General features: G+C 59.4%; 17 protein-coding genes. 9 read left to right on the top strand and 8 right to left on the bottom strand.

The annotated features are described in order from the left end of the window. The first annotated feature begins 90 nt into the window (after nucleotides 1-90). The gene (locus KUV22_RS12710; RefSeq protein ID WP_222231621.1) at nucleotides 91-528 is read left to right on the top strand and encodes a hypothetical protein; all 438 of its coding nucleotides are present in this window, start codon (nucleotides 91-93) and stop codon (nucleotides 526-528) included. Here the strand turns inward: KUV22_RS12710 and tyrS are convergent. After that, nucleotides 476-1783 (bottom strand): tyrosine--tRNA ligase, encoded by a 1308-nt coding sequence (gene tyrS, locus KUV22_RS12705; protein WP_222231620.1) that lies wholly within the window; start codon nucleotides 1781-1783, stop codon nucleotides 476-478. The genes KUV22_RS12710 and tyrS overlap by 53 nt on opposite strands. A gap of 365 nt (nucleotides 1784-2148) precedes the next feature. On the opposite strand from tyrS, the gene KUV22_RS12700 reads away from it, so the two are divergent. Continuing rightward, entirely contained in the window at nucleotides 2149-3519 is a 1371-nt protein-coding gene (locus KUV22_RS12700; protein ID WP_222231618.1) for a peptidoglycan DD-metalloendopeptidase family protein, read from the top strand. Then, on the top strand, nucleotides 3520-4644 hold the full coding sequence (locus KUV22_RS12695) for an anhydro-N-acetylmuramic acid kinase (protein ID WP_222231616.1): 1125 nt from the start codon (nucleotides 3520-3522) through the stop codon (nucleotides 4642-4644). Between the two features lie 34 nt (nucleotides 4645-4678). Here the strand turns inward: KUV22_RS12695 and erpA are convergent, their stop codons facing one another. The 4 genes from erpA to argC all read right to left on the bottom strand — a co-directional run bounded on the left by erpA (nucleotide 4679) and on the right by argC (nucleotide 7530). Next, nucleotides 4679-5032, bottom strand: coding sequence for an iron-sulfur cluster insertion protein ErpA (erpA, locus tag KUV22_RS12690; RefSeq protein ID WP_010132281.1), 354 nt, complete (start codon nucleotides 5030-5032; stop codon nucleotides 4679-4681). Between the two features lie 130 nt (nucleotides 5033-5162). Beyond that, nucleotides 5163-5576 (bottom strand): bactofilin family protein, encoded by a 414-nt coding sequence (locus tag KUV22_RS12685; protein WP_224868627.1) that lies wholly within the window; start codon nucleotides 5574-5576, stop codon nucleotides 5163-5165. A 94-nt stretch (nucleotides 5577-5670) separates the two neighbouring features. Then, on the bottom strand, nucleotides 5671-6414 hold the full coding sequence (locus KUV22_RS12680) for a DUF6776 family protein (protein ID WP_222231612.1): 744 nt from the start codon (nucleotides 6412-6414) through the stop codon (nucleotides 5671-5673). Between the two features lie 60 nt (nucleotides 6415-6474). Beyond that, nucleotides 6475-7530: an N-acetyl-gamma-glutamyl-phosphate reductase gene (gene argC, locus KUV22_RS12675; RefSeq protein WP_222231610.1), complete on the bottom strand. Its 1056-nt coding sequence runs from the start codon at nucleotides 7528-7530 to the stop codon at nucleotides 6475-6477. A gap of 124 nt (nucleotides 7531-7654) precedes the next feature. On the opposite strand from argC, the gene KUV22_RS12670 reads away from it, so the two are divergent. The 5 genes from KUV22_RS12670 (at nucleotide 7655) to hemB (ending at nucleotide 13313) form a co-directional block, all read left to right on the top strand. Beyond that, nucleotides 7655-9475: a chloride channel protein gene (locus KUV22_RS12670; RefSeq protein WP_222231609.1), complete on the top strand. Its 1821-nt coding sequence runs from the start codon at nucleotides 7655-7657 to the stop codon at nucleotides 9473-9475. 72 nt (nucleotides 9476-9547) lie between these two features. After that, complete coding sequence (gene hemJ, locus KUV22_RS12665) at nucleotides 9548-9970, top strand: protoporphyrinogen oxidase HemJ (protein ID WP_222231607.1); 423 nt, start codon at nucleotides 9548-9550, stop codon at nucleotides 9968-9970. Between the two features lie 106 nt (nucleotides 9971-10076). Then, a complete protein-coding gene (gene thiD / locus KUV22_RS12660) occupies nucleotides 10077-10868 on the top strand; it encodes a bifunctional hydroxymethylpyrimidine kinase/phosphomethylpyrimidine kinase (RefSeq protein ID WP_222231605.1) in 792 nt (263 codons plus the stop codon). Nucleotides 10869-11006: 138 nt separating this feature from the next. Further along, entirely contained in the window at nucleotides 11007-12290 is a 1284-nt protein-coding gene (hemL, locus tag KUV22_RS12655) for a glutamate-1-semialdehyde 2,1-aminomutase (RefSeq protein WP_222231603.1), read from the top strand. A 12-nt stretch (nucleotides 12291-12302) separates the two neighbouring features. Beyond that, nucleotides 12303-13313, top strand: a complete 1011-nt coding sequence (gene hemB / locus KUV22_RS12650; RefSeq protein ID WP_222231602.1) for a porphobilinogen synthase — start codon at nucleotides 12303-12305, stop codon at nucleotides 13311-13313. A gap of 31 nt (nucleotides 13314-13344) precedes the next feature. On the opposite strand, the gene mrcB is transcribed toward hemB, so the two are convergent. Then, entirely contained in the window at nucleotides 13345-16008 is a 2664-nt protein-coding gene (mrcB, locus tag KUV22_RS12645; protein ID WP_222231600.1) for a penicillin-binding protein 1B, read from the bottom strand. Nucleotides 16009-16363: 355 nt separating this feature from the next. Here mrcB and KUV22_RS12640 point away from each other — a divergent pair, with 355 nt between their 5' ends. Further along, nucleotides 16364-17368 (top strand): adenosine kinase, encoded by a 1005-nt coding sequence (locus tag KUV22_RS12640; protein ID WP_222231598.1) that lies wholly within the window; start codon nucleotides 16364-16366, stop codon nucleotides 17366-17368. Between the two features lie 141 nt (nucleotides 17369-17509). On the opposite strand, the gene KUV22_RS12635 is transcribed toward KUV22_RS12640, so the two are convergent. Both KUV22_RS12635 and KUV22_RS12630 read right to left on the bottom strand, forming a co-directional pair. Continuing rightward, nucleotides 17510-19303, bottom strand: coding sequence for a putative bifunctional diguanylate cyclase/phosphodiesterase (locus tag KUV22_RS12635; protein WP_222231596.1), 1794 nt, complete (start codon nucleotides 19301-19303; stop codon nucleotides 17510-17512). A gap of 290 nt (nucleotides 19304-19593) precedes the next feature. Beyond that, on the bottom strand, nucleotides 19594-20172 hold the full coding sequence (locus KUV22_RS12630) for a YajG family lipoprotein (RefSeq protein ID WP_222231594.1): 579 nt from the start codon (nucleotides 20170-20172) through the stop codon (nucleotides 19594-19596). Nucleotides 20173-20242 lie beyond the last annotated feature (70 nt).

Here is a 20242-nt window from a genome sequence, read left to right as displayed (position 1 = left end):
CACGGAACCGGAATTTGGTTCCCAACAGACTTAAGTCTTGCTCGGAATGCTGACTCAACCAATCAAATTGGCTGAACGTAATTCATTGACATGAGTTACTTGCTTCCGATAAATCTTTTTCTGGCCCTCTCCATAAAGGATTGGGGCAGATGTATCGATCCGTCGCTCCGCAAGCACCCACACATATTGCTTGATCGAATTTTTAAACAACTCAGTGCAGCGCTTGGCCATCACTGTGGGCGCGTATTCTACACACCCGATCCGCTGAAGCAAGTCTTTTTTGAAAATGTTTTCGAAGAAAAATCTTTGAAAATCAAAAGCTTACTTAGCTTCCCCGCCGCGCTTTGCGTTGCCGCTGCAGCAGCGAGGGCGCGAACTATACGAATCTGCCGGGGGGTACGCAAGTACTTTTATGACAAAACTGCAAAAAAGATTTTTCCCGGCAGTTTTCGTTCATTTAGCGATCAACTAGCGATTAATTCGCGCGGTAAAACAAGTGGTACTTCTTCTTACCCAGTCGAACAATAAAGTACTTGTTGTGCAGAGCACGCTCGACGACAAACACAGACGCTGGGTCGCCATTACTGTCCATGCCAATGCCTTCACCATTTACCAGTACGGCACTGCGACCAAGTGCGTCTTTTACTGGCTTACCGGAAGGTGCCATGCCTGCATCCACCAGCAATTGAATCAGGCTTTGCTCACCGAAGTCGGCCGGCAGCTCGGAACTGGGCAGGCCGTCGAGACGCAGCTGCTCCAGATCGCCTTCGGACAAGTCTTCAATACCGCCGGAGAACAGCGCCTGAGAAATACGCTCGGCTGCAGAAAGGCCTTCATCACCGTGTACCAGACGAGTCACTTCTTTGGCGAGCACACCCTGTGCTTCCGGGCGACCGGCGCGCTCAGCATCTTCTTTCTCCAGCGCATCAATGGCATCGACACTCAGGAAGGTGAAGTACTTCAGGAATTTGTACACATCCGCATCGGCGGTATTCAGCCAGAACTGATAGAAGGCATATGGAGAGGTGCGCTTGGGGTCGAGCCAGATGGTGCCGCTCTCGGTCTTGCCGAACTTGGTGCCGTCGGCCTTGGTGACCAGCGGCAGGGTCAAACCAAATACTTTGCCGCGGTGCTGGCGACGGGTGAGGTCGACACCGCCGGTGATATTGCCCCACTGGTCCGAGCCACCGATTTGCAGAGTGCACTCGTGGCGCTTGTACAGTTCGGAGAAGTCCATGGACTGAAGGAGGATATAGGCGAACTCGGTGAATGAGATACCTTCGCCCTCGCGCTGAATCCGTTGCTTCACGGATTCTTTGTTCACCATATTGTTTACCGAGAAGTGCTTGCCGACATCGCGCAGGAAATCGAGCACATTCAGGTCTTTGGTCCAGTCCAGGTTGTTGGCGACCAATGCCGCGTTGTCACCGGATTCGAAATCGACAAAAGCACTGACCTGGGCTTTGATTTTTTCGACCCAGCTGGAGACCACGTCCGGGGTATTCAGCGAGCGCTCCTGCGCTTTGAAGGAAGGGTCGCCAATCAGGCCGGTTGCGCCGCCAACCAGTGCAATCGGCCGGTGACCTGCCGCCTGAAACCTCTTGAGGGTCAGCAGCGGGACTAAACTGCCTATATGAAGGGAATCCGCCGTTGGATCGAAACCACAATATAGAGTGCGACTCTGCTCTGCCAGATGCAGTTCGAGTTCGCCGTCACCGGTGGCCTGATTGACCAGCCCGCGGCGCGTGAGATCTTCCAGTAGTGTCGCGTCCACTCCGGCCATGGTATCCCCTTGCGGTAAAATCAGATGTCTCAGTAAGCCGCCAAAGAGGGTTTCGGCGGCCAAAAATTGGGCTGCAAATGTACCGAATCCAGCGGCAAATACAAGCTTGAGGCGGTTATGCGGTAAGAGGGTACCCGGTGGAGTGCAAAGGTGGGGCCCATTGCCGTTCGGAAGCCTTTAATGACCGCATGGAGGAACTGAATCTTGATTAGACAGGTCAATTACCCCGTGAACGACGGCGTAAATTTTGTTATAAAGTCGCCCTGGTGTTCGTTTTTTAGACGATCACAGGCCTGCGGCGCAACGCTTCACGTCTGACCCGAACCCAACAAATACCACTGTCAGCGCTACTTCTATATAGAACCATGCAAAATCGACGCAAAAACGAGCGCCTGATCGGCGCTATGGGCAAGCACTTCCCGCGCACCCACGCCGTTGCCGCCGGCGCGGCGAGTTTCGCCCTCGCCCTCGTGCTGTTTATTTCGCCCCCGGAAGTGGAGGCGAAGCGCACGGCACTGCCGGTAACCCTGAGCCAGGCGGAAGTATCGACCAAACAATCCACGCCGGAGCTCGAAAAAGAGGCGGTGGGCAGCACCAGCGTCATGGAAGGCTTGCGCGTGGTACAGGAGACGGTGCGCAACGGCGACACCCTGTCTGACCTGTTCCAGCGCGCCGGTGTCAGCAGCGCGGAAATGTACCAGCTGCTGTCGAGCGGCAAAGAAGCGAAGCAGCTGGCCAAACTGGTACCGGGCGAGGAACTCACCTTCCAGATTGACGGTGAAGGCAGCCTGCAGACCCTCGAGCTACACCGGGATCGTCTCAGCAAGGTGGAATTCAGCCGCGACAGCTCCGACGAGTACAAGTACGCCCTGCACACCCGCGAAGCGGAACGCTATACCGCGTTTCGCCAGGCGGAAATCAACAGTTCCCTGTTTGTGGACGGCAGCAAGGCCGGCCTCAGCAACAACCTGATCATGGAGATGGCCGACATCTTCGGCTCGGACATCGACTTCGCACTGGATATTCGCAAGGGCGACAAGTTCAGCGTGGTTTTCGATGAAGAGTTCATCGACGGCGAGAAGATTGGCAACGGCGCCATTCAGGCGGTGTCCTTTACCAACCAGGGTAAGACCTTCAGCGCGGTGCGCTACATAGACCGCAACGGCGACGTAAATTACTACACACCCGACGGCAAGAGCATGCGCAAGGCGTTCATCCGTACCCCGGTGGACATCGGCCGCATCAGCTCGCACTTCAACCCGCGCCGCCTGCACCCGATCTTCAAGACGCGTCGCCCGCACAATGGCACCGATTACGCTGCACCGCGGGGCACGCCGGTATATTCCGCCGGTGATGGCCGCGTGATCAAGGCCGGCTACACCAAGGGCAATGGCAACTACGTGTTTATCCAGCACGGCGAGCGCTATATCACCCGCTACCTGCACCTGCACAAGCGCCATGTGAAACGCGGCCAGCGGGTCAAGCAGCGCCAGGTTATCGGCACCGTAGGCTCCACCGGCTATGCCACCGGCCCGCACCTGCATTACGAATTCCTGGTAGATGGTCGCCACCGCAACCCTGCAACTATTGTGCGCAAGCTGCCGAAGGCCAAGGCCGTGGCCAGTTCGGAAATGGACCGCTTCCTGGCCCAGACCCAACCGCTGCTAGCCCAGCTGCAACGCTTTGAACAACCCGCCCTTGCCCAAAATAACGAAGAGAAGGACTCCGTAAACTGAATGACGGACCTCTATATTGGCCTGATGTCTGGCACCAGCGTCGACAGTATCGACGCGGTGCTGGTCGAATTTTCTGAATCAAGCTCCCCCACTGGCACCCAATTACACTGCAAAACCCGCGCGGCGATTGGCCATCCCATTTCCACGGAAATGCGCGAAGCCATCCTCGCGCTGTGCGCGCCCGGCCCCTCCGAGTTGGACCGCTCCGGGCAACTGGACCGCCAGCTGGGCCAGGAATTTGCCGCCGCGACCCTTGCAGTGCTGCGCCAGGCGGATGTACAGCCGCAGCAAGTGCGCGCCATTGGCAGCCACGGCCAAACCGTGCGCCACCGCCCGCCGGGCTCCGTGTCGACCCCATTCTCCCTGCAGCTCGGTGACCCCAATACCATTGCTGCGGAAACCGGCATCACCACCGTGGCCGATTTCCGCCGCCGGGATATGGCCCTAGGCGGCCAGGGTGCACCACTGATGCCGGCGTTCCACAACGCGGTATTCCGCGCCGACCGCGACCGTGCGGTGGTGAATATTGGCGGTATGGCGAATATCACCGAGCTGGCCGCCGATGGCGGTGTGCGCGGCTACGATACCGGCCCGGGCAACGCGCTGCTGGATTACTGGGTCAAGCTGCATCGCGGTAAGACCTACGATGCCGATGGTGCCTGGGGCGCCAGCGGCAACCCGCACCCGGAGTTACTCAACCGCTTACTGAACGACCCCTTCTTTGCCGCGCCGGCGCCCAAAAGCACCGGGCGCGAGGCCTTCAACCCCAACTGGCTGGAAATGGCCTGTGCCGGACTCGAATTGACCCCGGTGGATGTGCAGGCAACCTTGGCCGAGGTCACCGCGGCCACCATCGCCAATGGCGTGCACGAGTTTGCCCGTGGCGGTGAGCTGCTGGTATGCGGGGGTGGCGCGCGCAATGGCGACCTGATGGAACGCCTGCGCAGACGCCTGCCTACGTGGACGGTGGCCCCCACAGATCATTACGGGATCGATGCAGATTGGGTCGAAGGCGTCGGTTTTGCGTGGCTGGCACGCCAGACCATTCTCGGGCTGAATGGCAATTGCCCGGCAGTGACCGGAGCAAGCAGGGAAACCGTACTTGGAGGGATCTTTCCCGCCTGAGTGGCGGGAAGGGACCTGATACGCGGATCAGCGATCAGATTGAGAAGGAAGAACCGCAACCACAGGTAGAGGATGCGTTCGGATTCTGTACCACAAAGCGCGAACCAGACAGTCCCTCTTCGTAGTCGACACTAGCGCCAACCAGATACGGATAGCTCATGGCATCCACCAACACCTGAATACCGTCTTTTTCCACTACCGCGTCGTCTTCGGCCACCAGCTCATCGAAGGTAAACCCGTACTGGAACCCTGAGCAGCCACCACCGGTGACGAAAACCCGCAGCTTCAGCTCCGGGTTACCTTCCTCTTCCAGCAACCCCTTCACCTTGGCAACGGCCTGTTCGGTCACCTGGATAGGTTCGGGAGAAAAGGAAACAGCTTCAGACATAGAATTTACTCGACACAGTTTGCAGCCCCAACCCTATGTGGGCGCTCTGACTGGGCGCATTATGAATAAAACCCAGCAAATGGGTCAAGTATTACCCCATTTGCCGGGTTTCACCAGCCGAGTTGGCGGATTAGTCTGCGTCGGTGACCGTCTCGTCAGCGCTGAAGCCAAGCATACGCGGTTCGCTGGCAGTATCCATGTCCACATTGGATACCAGCGAGCCGTTTACCTGGGCGCCTTTTACCATCTCGATCAGTTTGTAGTGCACATTACCTTCAACCATCGCCTTGGAGGCCAGCTCCAGGTGGCCACTGGCGTGCACATCGCCTTTCACATTGCCGTTTACCACGACATTGGGAACGCGGATTTCACCTTCGATGGTGCCACCGTCAACCACTTGCAGACGCGCATCGCTGTCACTGTGGGCGCTGATATTTCCCTTTACGGTACCTTCGACCACCAGGTTGCCGCGAAAATGCAGGTCGCCGGTTACTTCGGTGTGTTTCGCAATCAGGGTGGTGCTGTTGCCGCCAGTGCTAGCCATAGTTTTCTCTTTCTTTTTCAACATAATTCAACCGAACCTCATGAATTGGATGGAGTCTGGTCGCTCCAAACGCGCCATGTGCGCACTCAGCAAATCAGCTCTGCTGCACCAGCCAGCCATAGCGCTGATCAATATTGAACCCTTTGCGCTTACTGGATTTGAGCGACAGTTCTACACCTTCCGGCACGAAGCCTTCCGGCAACTGCAGCTCTCCCTCGATATTCTGAAAATACTTGAATCGCAGCGGAATAGATTCGCTTTCCACCTGCTGCGACAGGTCCGCCAATGCATAGCGGCGGGCCTCGCCATCCGTCTGTCCAACAATAGTAAAGCGCACGGCTCCGGTCACTACCTGATGACGTGCCGCAGACTGCTGGACCAGGAGCTTGTACTGATAACGCCGGTCGCCCGCCTCAGAGATACTGAAGCGGCCAATGGAGACGCCTTCGCCGCCCTCGGCCGGCGCCATGATTCCTCGATAGAAGGCGATCTCCTGGCGCAGTTCGGCGATCTGGTTGTCCTTGCTTACCAGCGCGGAACGCACCGATTGGCTGGCCTGCTCGCCAATAGTCACGGACTGCTCGGCAGTGGTGGCGCGGATGCGCAGGGTCTCGATCTGCGCACGCAGGTGATCGACCTCGTCCAGCGCGCGGGCGTGGGCACGAGACTTCTCATCCAGGCTTTTGCTGATCTGGTATTGACCGGCAAAGAAAGCACCGGCACTCGTGGACAGCACCAGCAGACTCACCCCCAGGGCGGAAAATACCCCGTGCAGGATGGGCCGGTGGGGCACCACTTTCATTCGGTACTGCTTGCTGCCTTTAACTTTGCGCGCCATGGGATTGATTCGTGTTGTAGCCGTGTCGTGTATTTTTCTATTGTGCCACTGCTGCCGATTCTAAGGCAGCAGTGCCGGGCTCTCCAGCCCCTGGTTCTCATTTAAGCCAAACATGATGTTCATGTTCTGGATTGCCTGCGCAGACGCGCCCTTGGCCAGGTTGTCGATGGTCGAGAGCACCACCACCGTATCGCGGCCCTGGGGACGCATTACCGACAGCCGGCACATATTCGTGCCCTTCACACTGCGGGTCTGCGGATGACTGCCCGCCGGCATCACATCCACAAAGGGCTCCGCTGCATAGCGCTGCTCGAACTGCTGCTGCAGCGCTTCCTGTGCGCTGGCTGCCGCGGCGGGATCCTTCAATTTGGCATACAGGGTCGCGTGGATGCCGCGCACCATCGGCAGCAGGTGCGGCACAAACGTCAGCTCTACCGGGCCACCGGCAGCGCGACCAAGTCCCTGCTCGATCTCTGGCAGGTGACGATGCCCACCGGCCGCATAGGCGCGGAAGGTATCATTGTTCTCCGCAAACAGCAGGTCCGTCTTGCCCTGGCGACCGGCACCACTGGCGCCACTGGCGGCGTTGGCGATAAGCCCGGCGGGCTCGACCAGCCCGGCTTCCAGCAGCGGCAGCAAACCCAGTTGCACCGCGGTCGGGTAGCAGCCCGGGCAGGCAATCAGCTGGGCGCCGGCAATCTGATCTCGATTGACCTCGGGCAGGCCGTATACCGCCTGCGGAACCAGCTCCGGGCACCCGTGCGGCTGGCCGTACCAGTCTTCCCAGGTGGCGATGTCCTGTATGCGGAAATCCGCAGACAGGTCGATTACCCGCACACCGCGTGCAATCAGCGCCGGCACCTGTGCCTGGGCGACCCCGTGCGGCGTGGCAAAAAACACCACATCGCATGCCGCCAGGGTATCCACGTCTGGCGCGGTAAATTTCAAATCGTAGTGACCACGCAGACTGGGAAAGAGTTCCGCCACCGCGGTGCCCGCCTCGGCACGGGAGGTAATCGCGCTCACCTCTACGCCGCTGTGGTCAGCCAACAGGCGCAGCAACTCCACGCCGGTATAACCTGTTCCACCTACGATTGCCGCCTTGATGACACTCACGATCTTGCTCCTTTTTACTGCCTGCTGGTCTCTATCCTTTGCGGGGCGCCCTACTGACGGGCCATGTCCCCTGTATAATGAGCCGTGCACTCTACCATAAGCCACTCAGATTAAAGGATTAACCGTGCGGCGCAGAACGCAGTCGAAACTCCCATCTCGCTTTGCATCGGCTCTTTCTCGCCTGCGCAGGCCGCAGTTTCTCGACCGCCTGCAACTCGAACTTTCCGCACAGCAAGCACTCTCTACGCTGGTACTCCTGGCGCTGGTTATCGGTATTTGCGCCGGGCTGGTGATTATCGCGTTCCGGCAACTCAGCGAAGGCCCAGCCATCCTGTACCTGCCGAAACTGGAGGACTTCGAGTCCCTCTCTCCCGAGTGGCGCTTCATGCTGCCATTAGTCGGCGCGATGATTCTCGGGCTGATATTCCACTGGATCGCACCCTCCGGGCGCCCGGTTGGCGTGGTCCACGTGCTGGACCGACTGCACAACCACCAGGGCAAGATGCCCACCAAAAACGCGATTCTGCAGTTCTTTGGCGGCGCCCTGGCGCTGCTCAGTGGCCAGTCCATTGGCCGCGAAGGTCCTTCCGTTCACCTGGGGGCCGCCACCGGCAGCTGGGTGGCTCAGCGCCTGCGCCTGCCCAATAACGCCCGACGCACCCTGCTCGCGTGCGGGGTTGCTGCGGCTATTGCGGCGTCCTTCAACACCCCCCTGGCCGGGGTAATTTTCGCCATGGAAGTGGTGATGCTGGAATACACGGTAGCGGGCTTCCTGCCGGTAATGATCGCGGCGGTGAGCGGCAGCGCGGCCACACGCCTGGCGTTTGGGCACCAAACCATGTTCAACGTGCCTCCGTCGCAACTGCAATCGCTGGCAGAGCTGCCCATTCTGTTTGCCTGCGCCCTGGCAATTGGCGCACTCGCCTCGCTGTTTATCATCAGCCAGCGCACACTGGTGCCCCTCCAGCAAAAATACTCGCCCCTGCTGCGTTTCACCGTTGCCGGCGCGGCCACCGGGCTACTGGCCATCTGGATTCCCGAGGTGCTCGGCACCGGGTACGACACCATGGAACTGGCCATGCTCGGGCAAATCGGCGTTGCCGCCCTGACCATCATTGTGCTGGCAAAGCTCACTGCCACATCCCTGGCAATCGGGCTCGGCATCCCCGGCGGGGTTATTGGCCCCAGCCTGATTCTCGGCGCCTGCATCGGTGGTGCTGCCGGCCACCTGGCGAACCTTCTGCTGGGTGAGGCCACTGCCAGCCCGGGCCTCTACGCGATGGTGGGCATGGCCGCGATGATGGCCGCCATGCTGAATGCGCCGCTGGCGGCATTGCTGGCCATTCTCGAGCTGACCTACAACGCCAACGTGCTATTCCCCGCCATGCTATCCATCGTGGTTGCCTGCCTGGTAAGCCGCCAACTGTTTTCCACCGACGGGATTTATCAGGAATCGCTGCGCGCCCTCGGCAAAAGCGGTACCCCCAGCTGGCGCGCGCAAATGCTGAGCCGGGTAGGGGTGGCAGGCGCAATGGAGCGGGCCATCGCGGTAGCCCCACAATTACTGGACCAGGCACAGGCCCAGCGCCTGATCGACCAGAAGCCCGCCTGGCTGCTGGTCGACACCGACGACAGTGCGGTGGCGTTGCGCACCGCTGACCTGGCGCATTTTCTCCAGCGCCCGCAGAAAGAGCCGGAAGACAAAGAGCAAAAGCCCACAGAAGAAGAAAAGATCGATCTGTTGCGCCTGCCCGGCGAGCGCCTGGAAATGGCCCCGCTTAGCTGGCGGGCAACGTTACTCGAAGCACAGCAAACGCTGGAACGGCGCGATGTGGGCGCACTGTATATTGGCCGGGATTACGATCAGGGCAGTCCGGGTGTACGCAACTGTGATGTGGCGGGTATTATCTTGCCCCAGCATATAGAACATTATTACCGCCAGTGAGCCTCGCTATAGGACACTGATCAACAATAAGCCAAAATGGCAACAACAAACCCTGCGGGGTAAGGAGCCTCAATGCTGTGGGTCAAAGCCTTTCACATTATTGCCATGGTGTGCTGGTTTGCTGCGCTGTTTTACCTGCCGCGCCTGTTTGTGTACCACGTGGATGCTACCGACGCGCTGAGTAAGGACCGCTTCAAAATCATGGAGCGCCGTCTGTATCGGGGTATCGCCATCCCCTCCATGCTGGCAACACTGATTTTTGGCATCTGGCTGATTACCTACAACCCGGAGTACTACAAGTCCGCTGGCTGGCTGCACGCCAAGCTCACCCTGGTGGTACTGCTGATCGGCTATCACCACATCTGCGGTAGCTTCGTGAAGAAGTTTGCCGCCGACAATATCACCAAGAGTGGACGCTTTTTCCGCGTATTCAATGAGTTGCCGGTGTTGGCGCTGATCGCGATTGTGATTCTCGCGGTGGTAAAACCATTTTAATTCCGGCACGCGCCCCACACAGGGGCGCGTGAGCCCTCCTCGCAGCACTGTCACTACCAGTGACGCAGCTAGAATTAGGAAACCTGCCAAAGATTCCCTAACGCCCATGGATACGCAACAGCCAGTCGTCCTCACCGTCACCCACCACGACCCCAGCGGCAGCGCCGGTATTGCGGCGGATACGGAAACGGCCGCAAGCCTGGGGTGCCACTGCGCCTCGGTGGTATCGGCGATTACGGTGGGAGACACCAGCGAACTCGCCGGCGTCGCCCCGGTGGACGACAGTCTGCTGGTAGAGCAGGCCCGGGCGGTGCTCGAAGACATGCCGGTGGCGGCCATCAAAATCGGCTATCTCGGCTCGGTCGAGAATGTGCACGCCATGCACAGCGTGCTTCGCGACTACCCGGATATCCCGCTGATTATCGACCCCGATGCCACTCTGGCAGACAAGGAAAGCCTGCTGGCGCCGCCCCTGTGGCGTGCCATGTGTGATCTGTTACTGCCGCTTGCCACCCTGGTCGCGCCCAATAGACGCGAAGCCCGCGCCATGGCCGGCGAGGCCGACGTCTACGACGCCCAGGCCCAGGAGCTGCTGGAAAGCGGCTGTCGTTACCTGTTGCTGACCGGGGTGCCGGCGGAAGATCAACAACTGGAAAATCGCCTCTACGACGAACGCGGCCTGATTCGTAATTTCCACTGGAAACGCCTGCAGCCCGCAGCCTATGGTGTCTGCGGGACCCTGACCACGGCGATCGCCTGTCACATAGCCCATGGCTTGAATATGCTGGAAGCAGTGAACCGCAGCCAGCAATTTACCTGGAGCGCCATTGCCGACAGCCGACGCCTCGGCATGGGGCGACCGGTACCCAACCGGCTGTTCTGGGCCTGCAAAGACTGACCATTCCCCTACCCGCTCATAGAACCCTGTTGCGGCACCCTCGCGCGGTTTGCGGTGCGCGGCCGGGGCGCGGATAATACGCGCAAATTTTCATCCCGGTGCTCCCGTCACCGCTCCCTACCCGGTATCTGTATTTCTATGAGCAAGTCCGAAACTCTCTTTGCCGAAGCCCAGAAAGTCATCCCCGGCGGCGTAAACTCGCCGGTGCGCGCCTTCCGCGCAGTGGGCGGCACGCCGGTATTTATCGAGCGCGCCGAAGGTGCCTACCTGTATGACGCGGATGAAAAGCGCTACATCGACTATGTGCAGTCCTGGGGCCCGATGGTGCTGGGTCACGCCCACCCGGACGTGATCGACGCGGTTGTGGAGCAGGCCCAATCCGGCTTGAGCTTTGGCGCACCCACCGAACTGGAAACCGAGCTTGCGGAAGAACTGTGCCGTGTATGGCCGAACATGGACCTGGTGCGCTTCGTAAACTCCGGTACCGAAGCCACCATGAGCGCCATCCGCCTGGCACGCGGCTACACCGGCCGCGACAAGATCGTGAAGTTCGAGGGCTGCTACCACGGCCACTCCGATTCCCTGCTGGTAAAAGCCGGCTCCGGCGCGCTGACCATGGGCGTACCGTCCTCCCCGGGCGTGCCCGCGTCGCTGGCAGACCACACCATCACCCTCACCTACAACGATATTGAGGGTGTGAAAAAGTGCTTCGCCGAAATTGGCGATCAGATCGCGTGCATTATCGTGGAGCCGGTTGCCGGCAACATGAACTGCATCCCGCCAATTCCCGGCTTCCTGGAAACCCTGCGTGAAGTGTGTGACCAGTCCGGTGCGGTACTGATTCTCGACGAAGTGATGACCGGTTTCCGGGTGAGCCTGACTGGCGCCCAGGGGCACTTCGGCATCGACGCGGACATCACCACCCTGGGCAAGGTCATTGGCGGCGGCATGCCGGTGGGCGCCTTCGGCGGCAAGCGCGAAATCATGGAACAGATTGCACCACTGGGTCCGGTGTATCAGGCCGGCACCCTGTCCGGTAACCCCATGGCCATGGTGGCGGGACTGGAAACCCTGCAGCTGATTCAAGAGCCGGGCCTCTACGACGAACTGACCGCCAAGACCGACCGCCTGGTGGAAGGCGTGCTGGACGCAGCCAAGGCGGCGGACATTCCGCTGACCGCCAACAAGGTCGGCAGCATGTTCGGCTTCTTCTTTACCGACGCCGATCAGGTAACCAACTACCAGCAGGTAATGGCGTGCGACACCGACCGCTTCAACCGCTTCTTTCACGGTATGCTGGAAGAAGGTGTGTACCTGGCACCGGCCTCCTATGAAGCCGGCTTCATGTCCGCGGCGCACTCCGACGAAGATATCGAAGCCACCATCGACGCGGCGAAAAACGTCTTCGCCAAACTGAAATAAGCGAGAGCTGCCATGAGCTTCACCTCCCACCGCGGACAGTTCCCGCACAGCCGCCCGCGCCGTCTGCGCGCCAGCGAGTTTTCCCGCCGCCTGGTACGGGAAAACCGCCTGAGCAGTGACGACCTGATCCTGCCACTGTTCGTGATCGAAGGCCGCGGCGAGACCCAGCAAGTGGCCTCCATGCCCGGCGTGGAACGGCTGAGTGTCGACCTGCTCACCGCCAAAGCCAAAGATTTGGTGCAGCTCGGTATCCCGGCGGTGGCACTGTTCCCAGTGGTAGACCCGTCGGCAAAATCCGACGACGCGCGCGCCGCCTACGACAAAGATGGCTTGGCCCAGCGCGCAGTGCGCGCACTCAAGGACGCCGCGCCGGAACTGGGCGTGATTACCGATGTGGCACTGGACCCGTTTACCAGCCACGGCCAGGACGGCCTGATGAACGATGCGGGCTATATCGTTAACGATGACACCGTGGAAGTACTGGTACAGCAGGCCCTGTCCCACGCGGAGGCCGGCGCCGATGTGGTGGCGCCATCTGACATGATGGACGGGCGCATCGGCGCTGTACGCGCTGCGCTGGAACGAGACGGCCACGCCAACACGCAAATCATGTCTTACGCCGCCAAATACGCGTCCAGCTACTACGGGCCGTTTCGCGATGCGGTGGGCTCCGCCGGCAACCTGAAGGGCGCCAACAAGTTCAGCTACCAGATGGACCCGGCTAATGGCGACGAAGCACTGCACGAGTGCGCACTGGATCTGGCGGAAGGCGCCGACATGATTATGGTCAAGCCGGGCATGCCGTATCTGGACGTGGTGCGACGGGTGAAGGACGAGCTGAAGGTGCCGACCTTTGCCTATCAGGTCAGCGGTGAATACGCCATGCATTGCGCGGCGTTTGAAAATGGCTGGCTGAATCGCGACGCAGTGATTCTCGAATCCCTGCTGGCATTCAAGCGCGCCGGCGCCGATGGCGTACTCACCTATTTTGCGGAAGAGGCCGCGCGCCTGTTACAGGATTAATTAACGACTCAAGCGCTCTGACCGACCAGCGTCAGGGCCACTGATCTTCGTCCTGCTGCGGCGGCCAGGGCTGCGCATCTTCCACCGGCACACCGCCGCGACGTTGGCGCTCGTCCAACCGGCGTCGCTCTTCCTGCGCGCGCCGCTCTTCCTCCTGGTAGCGCTGCTCCTGCAAACGCGCGGACTCCTCAAGGCGGCGCAAACGCTCCGCCTCATCCGGTGGAATCTGCTGATACTGTTCCGGGCCGAACTGCTCTTCGCGCTCCAACTGCTCACGCAATTGGCGTTCCCGTTCGCGCTGCTCCTGCATCTGCTCACGGCGTTGCTGCTCCGGGTCAATGCCCCAGCCCGGGCTCATATCTTCCCGCGGGGCGACATTTTCGTCGTCGCGATCAAACCAGTTGCGGAACCAGCCGCGGCGCTCGCAGCGCGGATCGGTCTTCAGGCGGCTCTCCACCGACACCGGAATTTCGCGCCCACCCTCACAGTGACGCGGGTCCATATATTCGCCCTTCTGATTCACCGGTTTCCACTCGACACCGCGGGGCGCCTGAATGCGACCGTGACGGTGGGGTAGCTTGCGCATGATATCGGTCCAGATCGTCAGGGCACCGGTGGCACCGGTCAGCTCGGTGCGCTCATTATCGTCGCGGCCAAGCCACACTACCGCAGTCACTCCGGGGCTAAAACCGGCAAACCAGCTGTCGCGATAATTGTTGGTGGTACCGGTCTTGCCGGCAAAGGGCACACTGTTAGGCAAGCGACGGTAGGCACTTTTACCGGTACCCTCGCGCATCACCTGCTCCAGTCCATAGCGCAGCAAATAAATCGGCACCGCATCCACACCGCGGTTCATTTTCCGGCGGAAACGCTGCACCTGATCACCCTCCGCATCGGACACCGCTAACAAGGTGCGTGGCACCACATGTTCGCCACCATTGGCCATGGTCTGATACATGCCCGCCACCTCGAAGGGTGTCATTTCCACCGCACCGAGGAACAGCGAGGGCACCCGCGGCAAGTTCGCTTCGACACCAAGCCGGCGAATCGTTTCGCGCACATTTTCAATGCCAAGATCTAACCCGAGACGCGCGGTGGCCTGGTTGTAGGAGCGCGACAGCGCAACATACAGCGGGACCTGGCCGTGGCTGCGATTATCAAAGTTCGCCGGCATCCACACCTGACCATCGGCCGCCACTTCGCGAATCGGTGCATCATCGATCAGAGTGGCCAGATTAAACTCGTGTGGGCGCTCCAGTGCGGTGAGATAAATGGCTGGCTTGATCAGCGAACCAATTTGACGGTTCGCCTCCAGAGCGCGGTTAAACCCTGGATAGTGGGGACGGCGATCGCCCACCATCGCCAGCACATTGCCGCTGTGATTTTCCAGAATTACCGTGGCGCCCTGTAACGAGTCGGCCTCGATGTTACGGTCACTTTCCAGCTTGTCGGCACCCTGGCTAATCGCGTCTTCTGCCAGTTTCTGTACGGAGGGGGCTAGCGTGGTGTAAACCCGCAGGCCGGCGGTGCGCAGCTCTTCCACCGAGTAGTAGGGGCGCAGCTCTTCTAACAGTCGCTCGGTAAATGCGGGATAGGGGTTCTGCGCGGCCGCACCTTTGGTTGCCACTTCCAACGGCTTGGCCTTGAGCCGTTGCAGATCCTGCTCACTGATCAGCCCCTGCTCTTCCATTACGTCGAGCACGATATTGCGGCGCTCCAGCGCGCGCTTGGGGTGACGCCAGGGGTTGTAGTAGGAAGCGCCCTTGGCGAGACCAACCAGCAATGCCATTTGATGGGGCTCCAGCTGGTTGAGAGGCTTGTGGAAATAAAATTCCGACGCCAGACCAAAGCCATAAATTGCGCGGCTACCTTGCTGACCCAGCCACACCTCATTGATGTATTCCTGCAGGATGTAGGCCTTGTCGTAATGGACCTCCATCAGGATCGCCATCAGGGCTTCGTTGAATTTTCGCCACAGGCTCGGCTTGTGGTCGAAGAAAATATTCTTCACCAGCTGCTGGGTAATAGTTGAACCACCCTGTACCACGGTACCGGCCTGCAAGTTGGCCACCATGGCGCGGGCAATACCACGGGGAGAAACCCCGAAATGATGGGCGAAATCCTGGTCTTCCACAGCAATCAGCGTGGCACCCAGTAACGGTGGGATTTCTGTTATGCGCACCGGTGTGCGGTCGTCACCGCCGCCAAGCAGCGTACCGATGGGCGCCGCATCCAGGCGGAACTCCTCCAGCGCAGCGCCAGTTTCATCGCGCAAGTTAGTCAGTTCGTCATTGCGCAGGCGGAAGCTTACCTTGGCTTCCCGTTCGCGCCCGTCCGCATGCACAAAATCGCGGCGCCACACCACATATTCCATGCCCTCGCGCTGCCACTGGCCGGGCTCATCCACAGGCGACGCCTGTTTATAGTTGAGCGCAGAGAACTCAGCCTCCAGCTCATCCGGGCGCATCACCATGCCTTCCTGCAAGACCAGCGGCCGCGCAAACACCCGTGCTGGCAACTGGTACTGGCGACTGTCGAGGCGCTCGCGCAACTGCATGTCCAGCCACACCATATAGCCGGCCAGCACCAACACGCCGAGCAAGGCCAGCAAGCTCAGCCGCTTGATCCAACGGCCCAGGCGCCCCTCTTTTCGGTTAGCGCGCTTTTTCTGGGTACGACGTTTTGTTGCTGGCATAGATATCCGGGTAACTCTTCAAACTTCTCAGAAACGTAAAATATGTCACTAACAGCGCCTACGTGTGGTCGGCGCAGCTAGTTAATCACTCGGGCTCGTTTGCATACACTTACTTGTACACAACTGGCACTTGTACACAACTGGACCCCAGCCGCACCATAGGCTGTTATAGGCGGCATTTATAAGGTCGGCCGCACACAAGTCAAACCCAACGAGTCACAACGCGCCATGGTGTCAGCAAACCGTGGAACCGGCCGCAGCGCTCAACGAGCGCTAAACTTGCACTCGACCGGGTGGCCGCCATAATGCGCGCATTCCCAAATTCACAGCCCAATAATCACGGACTCCCGACCCCATGCACCAGTATGAACTCTATGGCATTGGCGCCGCCCTGCTCGACACGGAAATTGAAGTCACCGACAGCGACCTGAAGACCCTCGGCGTGGACAAAGGGGTCATGACCCTGGTGGACGACGCACGCCAGCAACAGCTGGTGGACGACTTGAAAAACCACCTGGTCACCGCCAGCCACGCCTGCGGCGGCTCCGGGGCCAACACCATCATTGCGGCAAGCTACTTCGGCCTCGACACCTTCTACTCCTGCAAGGTCGCAGACGATGCCAACGGCAACTTCTACCGCGACAACCTGGCCGCAGCGGGCGTGAACTACCCGGAGGTTCTGAACAACGCCGCCGTGGGCACCACCGGCAAATGCCTGGTTCTGATCACCCCCGACGCCGAGCGCAGCATGAACACCTATCTCGGCATCAGCGCTGAACTGTCGGTCAAGGAGCTCGACAGCGATGCACTGGCGCAATCCCGCTGGGCCTACATCGAAGGCTATCTGGTGTCGTCACCCACTGGTCGCGCCGCAGCCATTGCCCTGCGCGAACAGGCCGAGTCCAGCGGCGTAAAAACCGCTCTGAGCTTATCCGACCCCATGATGGTGCAACTGTTCCACGACGGTCTGAAAGAAATGATCGGTGGCGGCGTCGACCTGCTGTTCTGTAATCAAGACGAGGCCCTGCAATACTGCGCCACCGACTCCCTGCAGGAAGCCGCACAGACTCTGCGCAAACACAGCAAGGCTTTCGCCATCACCCTGGGCGCCGACGGCGCGCTGCTGTGGGACGGCGAACAGGAATACCGCGTATCCAGCCCCAAGGTAAACGCCATCGACACCAACGGTGCCGGCGACATGTTTGCGGGCGCCTTCCTGTATGGGATCAATCGCGGTATGAGCTTTACCGATGCCGGCGAACTGGCCTGCCGGGCGGCAGCGCAGGTGGTGAGTCAGTATGGGCCGCGTTTGCGTGCGGAGCAGCACAAGGAATTGCTGGAGCAAACCGCAAGCGTTTAATCAGCCAAGAAGCAAGACGCGAAAGCAAAGCGCCGGGCAAGGATTCATAGAGGGCCGCCTGGCCCGGCCCTGAAAATCCTTGCCCGGCGCCTTGCCGCCAGCACAAGAACTTCAACGCTATCCAAGCGGCAAATTGATAGATCAATCCACAGACGTCGGACGCGGCCCGCTAATCTCGGGCAGGCAGGCGGCAGCGGCAATACCAAACCCCTGCGCATAATCCACCCCCATCAAACGCAACCGCTCGAGCAGCTCCGGAGTTTCAGCAAATTCCGCAATGGTGCTGATCCCCATGCGCTTGGCCAAGTGATCCACCGTACTCACCATCGCACTGTCGATCTCATCTTCGAGCATATTGCGCACAAAGGAGCCGTCGATCTTCAGGTAATCCACCGGCAGCTGACGCAAATACGCCAGCGAGGAAGCGCCGCGGCCAAAATCATCCAGTGCGAAACTGCAGCCAGCCGCGCGCAACTTGTGAATAAACATCAGTGCACGATCCAGGTTGTTGATCGCACTGGTTTCGGTAATTTCAAACTGTACCCGCGACGGCGCAACGCCCGCTTCCGTCAGCTCACGCAGCACAAAATCCGCAAAGTACTCATCACCGAGACTGATACCGGAGACATTAATCGCATAGTGGAAACCGCCGGCACCACTGCTCTGCTCGAGCGCCATGTACTTGAAGATCTTGCGGATCACCCAGCGATCCACATCATCGATAATGCCGTAGCGCTCCGCAGCCGGTAAAAACAGCCCCGGGGAAATGATGTCGCCATCGCGCCCGCGCATACGCACCAGCACTTCGTAATGATGAATCCGATTTTTTTCCTGCAGCGCGACCACGGGCTGGCGGTAAAGCATCAGACGGTCATCGCGGATCGCCGCATGGATCTCGGCCAACCAGGTGCTCTCACGGCGTTTTTCCAGCGCTTTGCGCGAATCACCAAAGAATTTTACCCGGTTGCGCCCCTGTTCCCGGGCCGCACTACACGCATCGTTGGCGGTTGCCAGCAACTGACTGGAAGGTGGTGCATGCGCATCAACACTCACCGCACCGATGGACAGCGCAGGGCGGGTTTCACTGGTTTCCCACTCGAATACAAAATCGTTCACCGCCTCGCGCAGACGCGTGACGATGCGCTTGGCTTCTTCCAGCGTGCAATCGCGAAGCAACAGAGCAAATTCATCGCTGCCTACGCGACCTAATAAATCGTTCTTGCCCAGACACTGGGTAAGGATGCCGGCTATGGCGACCAGCATTGCATCGCCGGCGCTGTAGCCGAGGGTGTCGTTGACCACTTTAAATTGATAGACATCGAGATACAGCAGGATATGGTGCTGGCGCGGGCCGGTATCCCGATTGAGTAATTGCTGCAGGGCCTGCTCAAATGTCTGACGATTGGGAAGACGCGTGAGCGTATCGTGACTGCTTTGCCAGCTGAGGCGAGAAGAGATACGCCGCGCTTCCGACGTGTGTCGCAGAACCACGACATAACCGTCTAGGCTGATGCCGTCTTTAACGCTGTTTATCTGAACACTGATTTCAACCAGATCTGCCTCACTGTCCGCGCCCCGCTGCCCCTGCCTGCGCAAATTGGCGCGCAGCTCGCGACGACTTGGCACCTCTTCTGCGGCAGCGTCACCGGTATTCAGAGCCAGATCTAATGCCACACCCTGGTCATCTTCAAGACTGAGACATTCCGACAGAAGCTGACCGGGCAGCAAGCCCACAAGGCTGCCACACAGCTCGCCAGCCAGCGGGTTGCTGTAACGGATGCGGCCATAGCGATCGGTAATCACTACGCCATCGGCCACTTCCGCCAGCGCCAGTTCGGCGGCAGCCGGGCTCATCTGTGCACTGGGCGCCATATCAGGCGTCGATGCATCGAGCTGGCCGTGAAAGGTGGCGTTTTGAGAGTCAAATTCAGTCAAGGGACATCCAGTTCAATCGCCTGTGCAAGTGGCCCGCTGCTACAACGCACAAAGGGCCAGATGCCAGGATGCTCAGAGCGGCGCAACCAGTTACCGTAACGAATGCATTGCATACGCAATTAACTGTACACCGGATCGGTGACAATTTCCGATCGAAAACAAACTTCTCAAAATAATACCGATTTCCGCGCTGGCGCGGTAACCCTTGGGCACCCCCTGTTACAAATTGTGTGTAAATTCACAAACTTTTAGGAAATATTTTCAGCCCAGCGCAAAACCAACCCCTGCCATTACAGGTGCTGGCGCAAGAACGACTTTAATTTTTCATCTTCAAACGCGCGCTGCAATGTAGCGCTCAGCAGCTGGTTAATGGTGCTCTGCACCTCTTCCTGGCTCGGCTTGATCAGGTTGCGGTCTTTGCCACTAGTGCTGTAGTTACCAAAAAATGTAGCGCCCTTTACCGTTACCTGCAGCTGAATCGCCGCGCCGGAGTCGACTTTGGTGGTATAGAGCTTATTCGGGCTGGTGTAGCGCAAGTCGGTCAGAGTCGCTACCACCTGCACATCGCCGCCACCTTCCACGGCACGGAATGACCAGGCTTCAAACCCCTGATACAGCGCATCGGCAATCGCCCGGTCAATATTATTGGCCAGGGTCACATTCGAGGAATCGGAGTAGATGCCGCCCAGCGAACCGAGGCCGTCGTTACTCAGCTGATTGGCACCACGGGCGGAAAGGGTATAACCCGCTCCAATATTATCCGCGGCAACGCTCACCTGCGGCTTGATTTCAACCTGCACCGGGCTGTGCGCACAGCCACCCAGCATGACCGCAAAACCTGTTGCCAATATCGCAAGCAGTGTCTTCATTAAAAGGCTCCATTTTTCAGTAAGGGCCGCAAACAGCGGCGATATATTTCAGTTAGGGATTCCGTTACGC

Source organism: Microbulbifer agarilyticus (assembly GCF_019800665.1).
Lineage (GTDB): Bacteria > Pseudomonadota > Gammaproteobacteria > Pseudomonadales > Cellvibrionaceae > Microbulbifer > Microbulbifer agarilyticus_C.
Note: the sequence above shows the minus strand (reverse complement) of the source record. Positions and strands in the feature narration are given on the sequence as shown.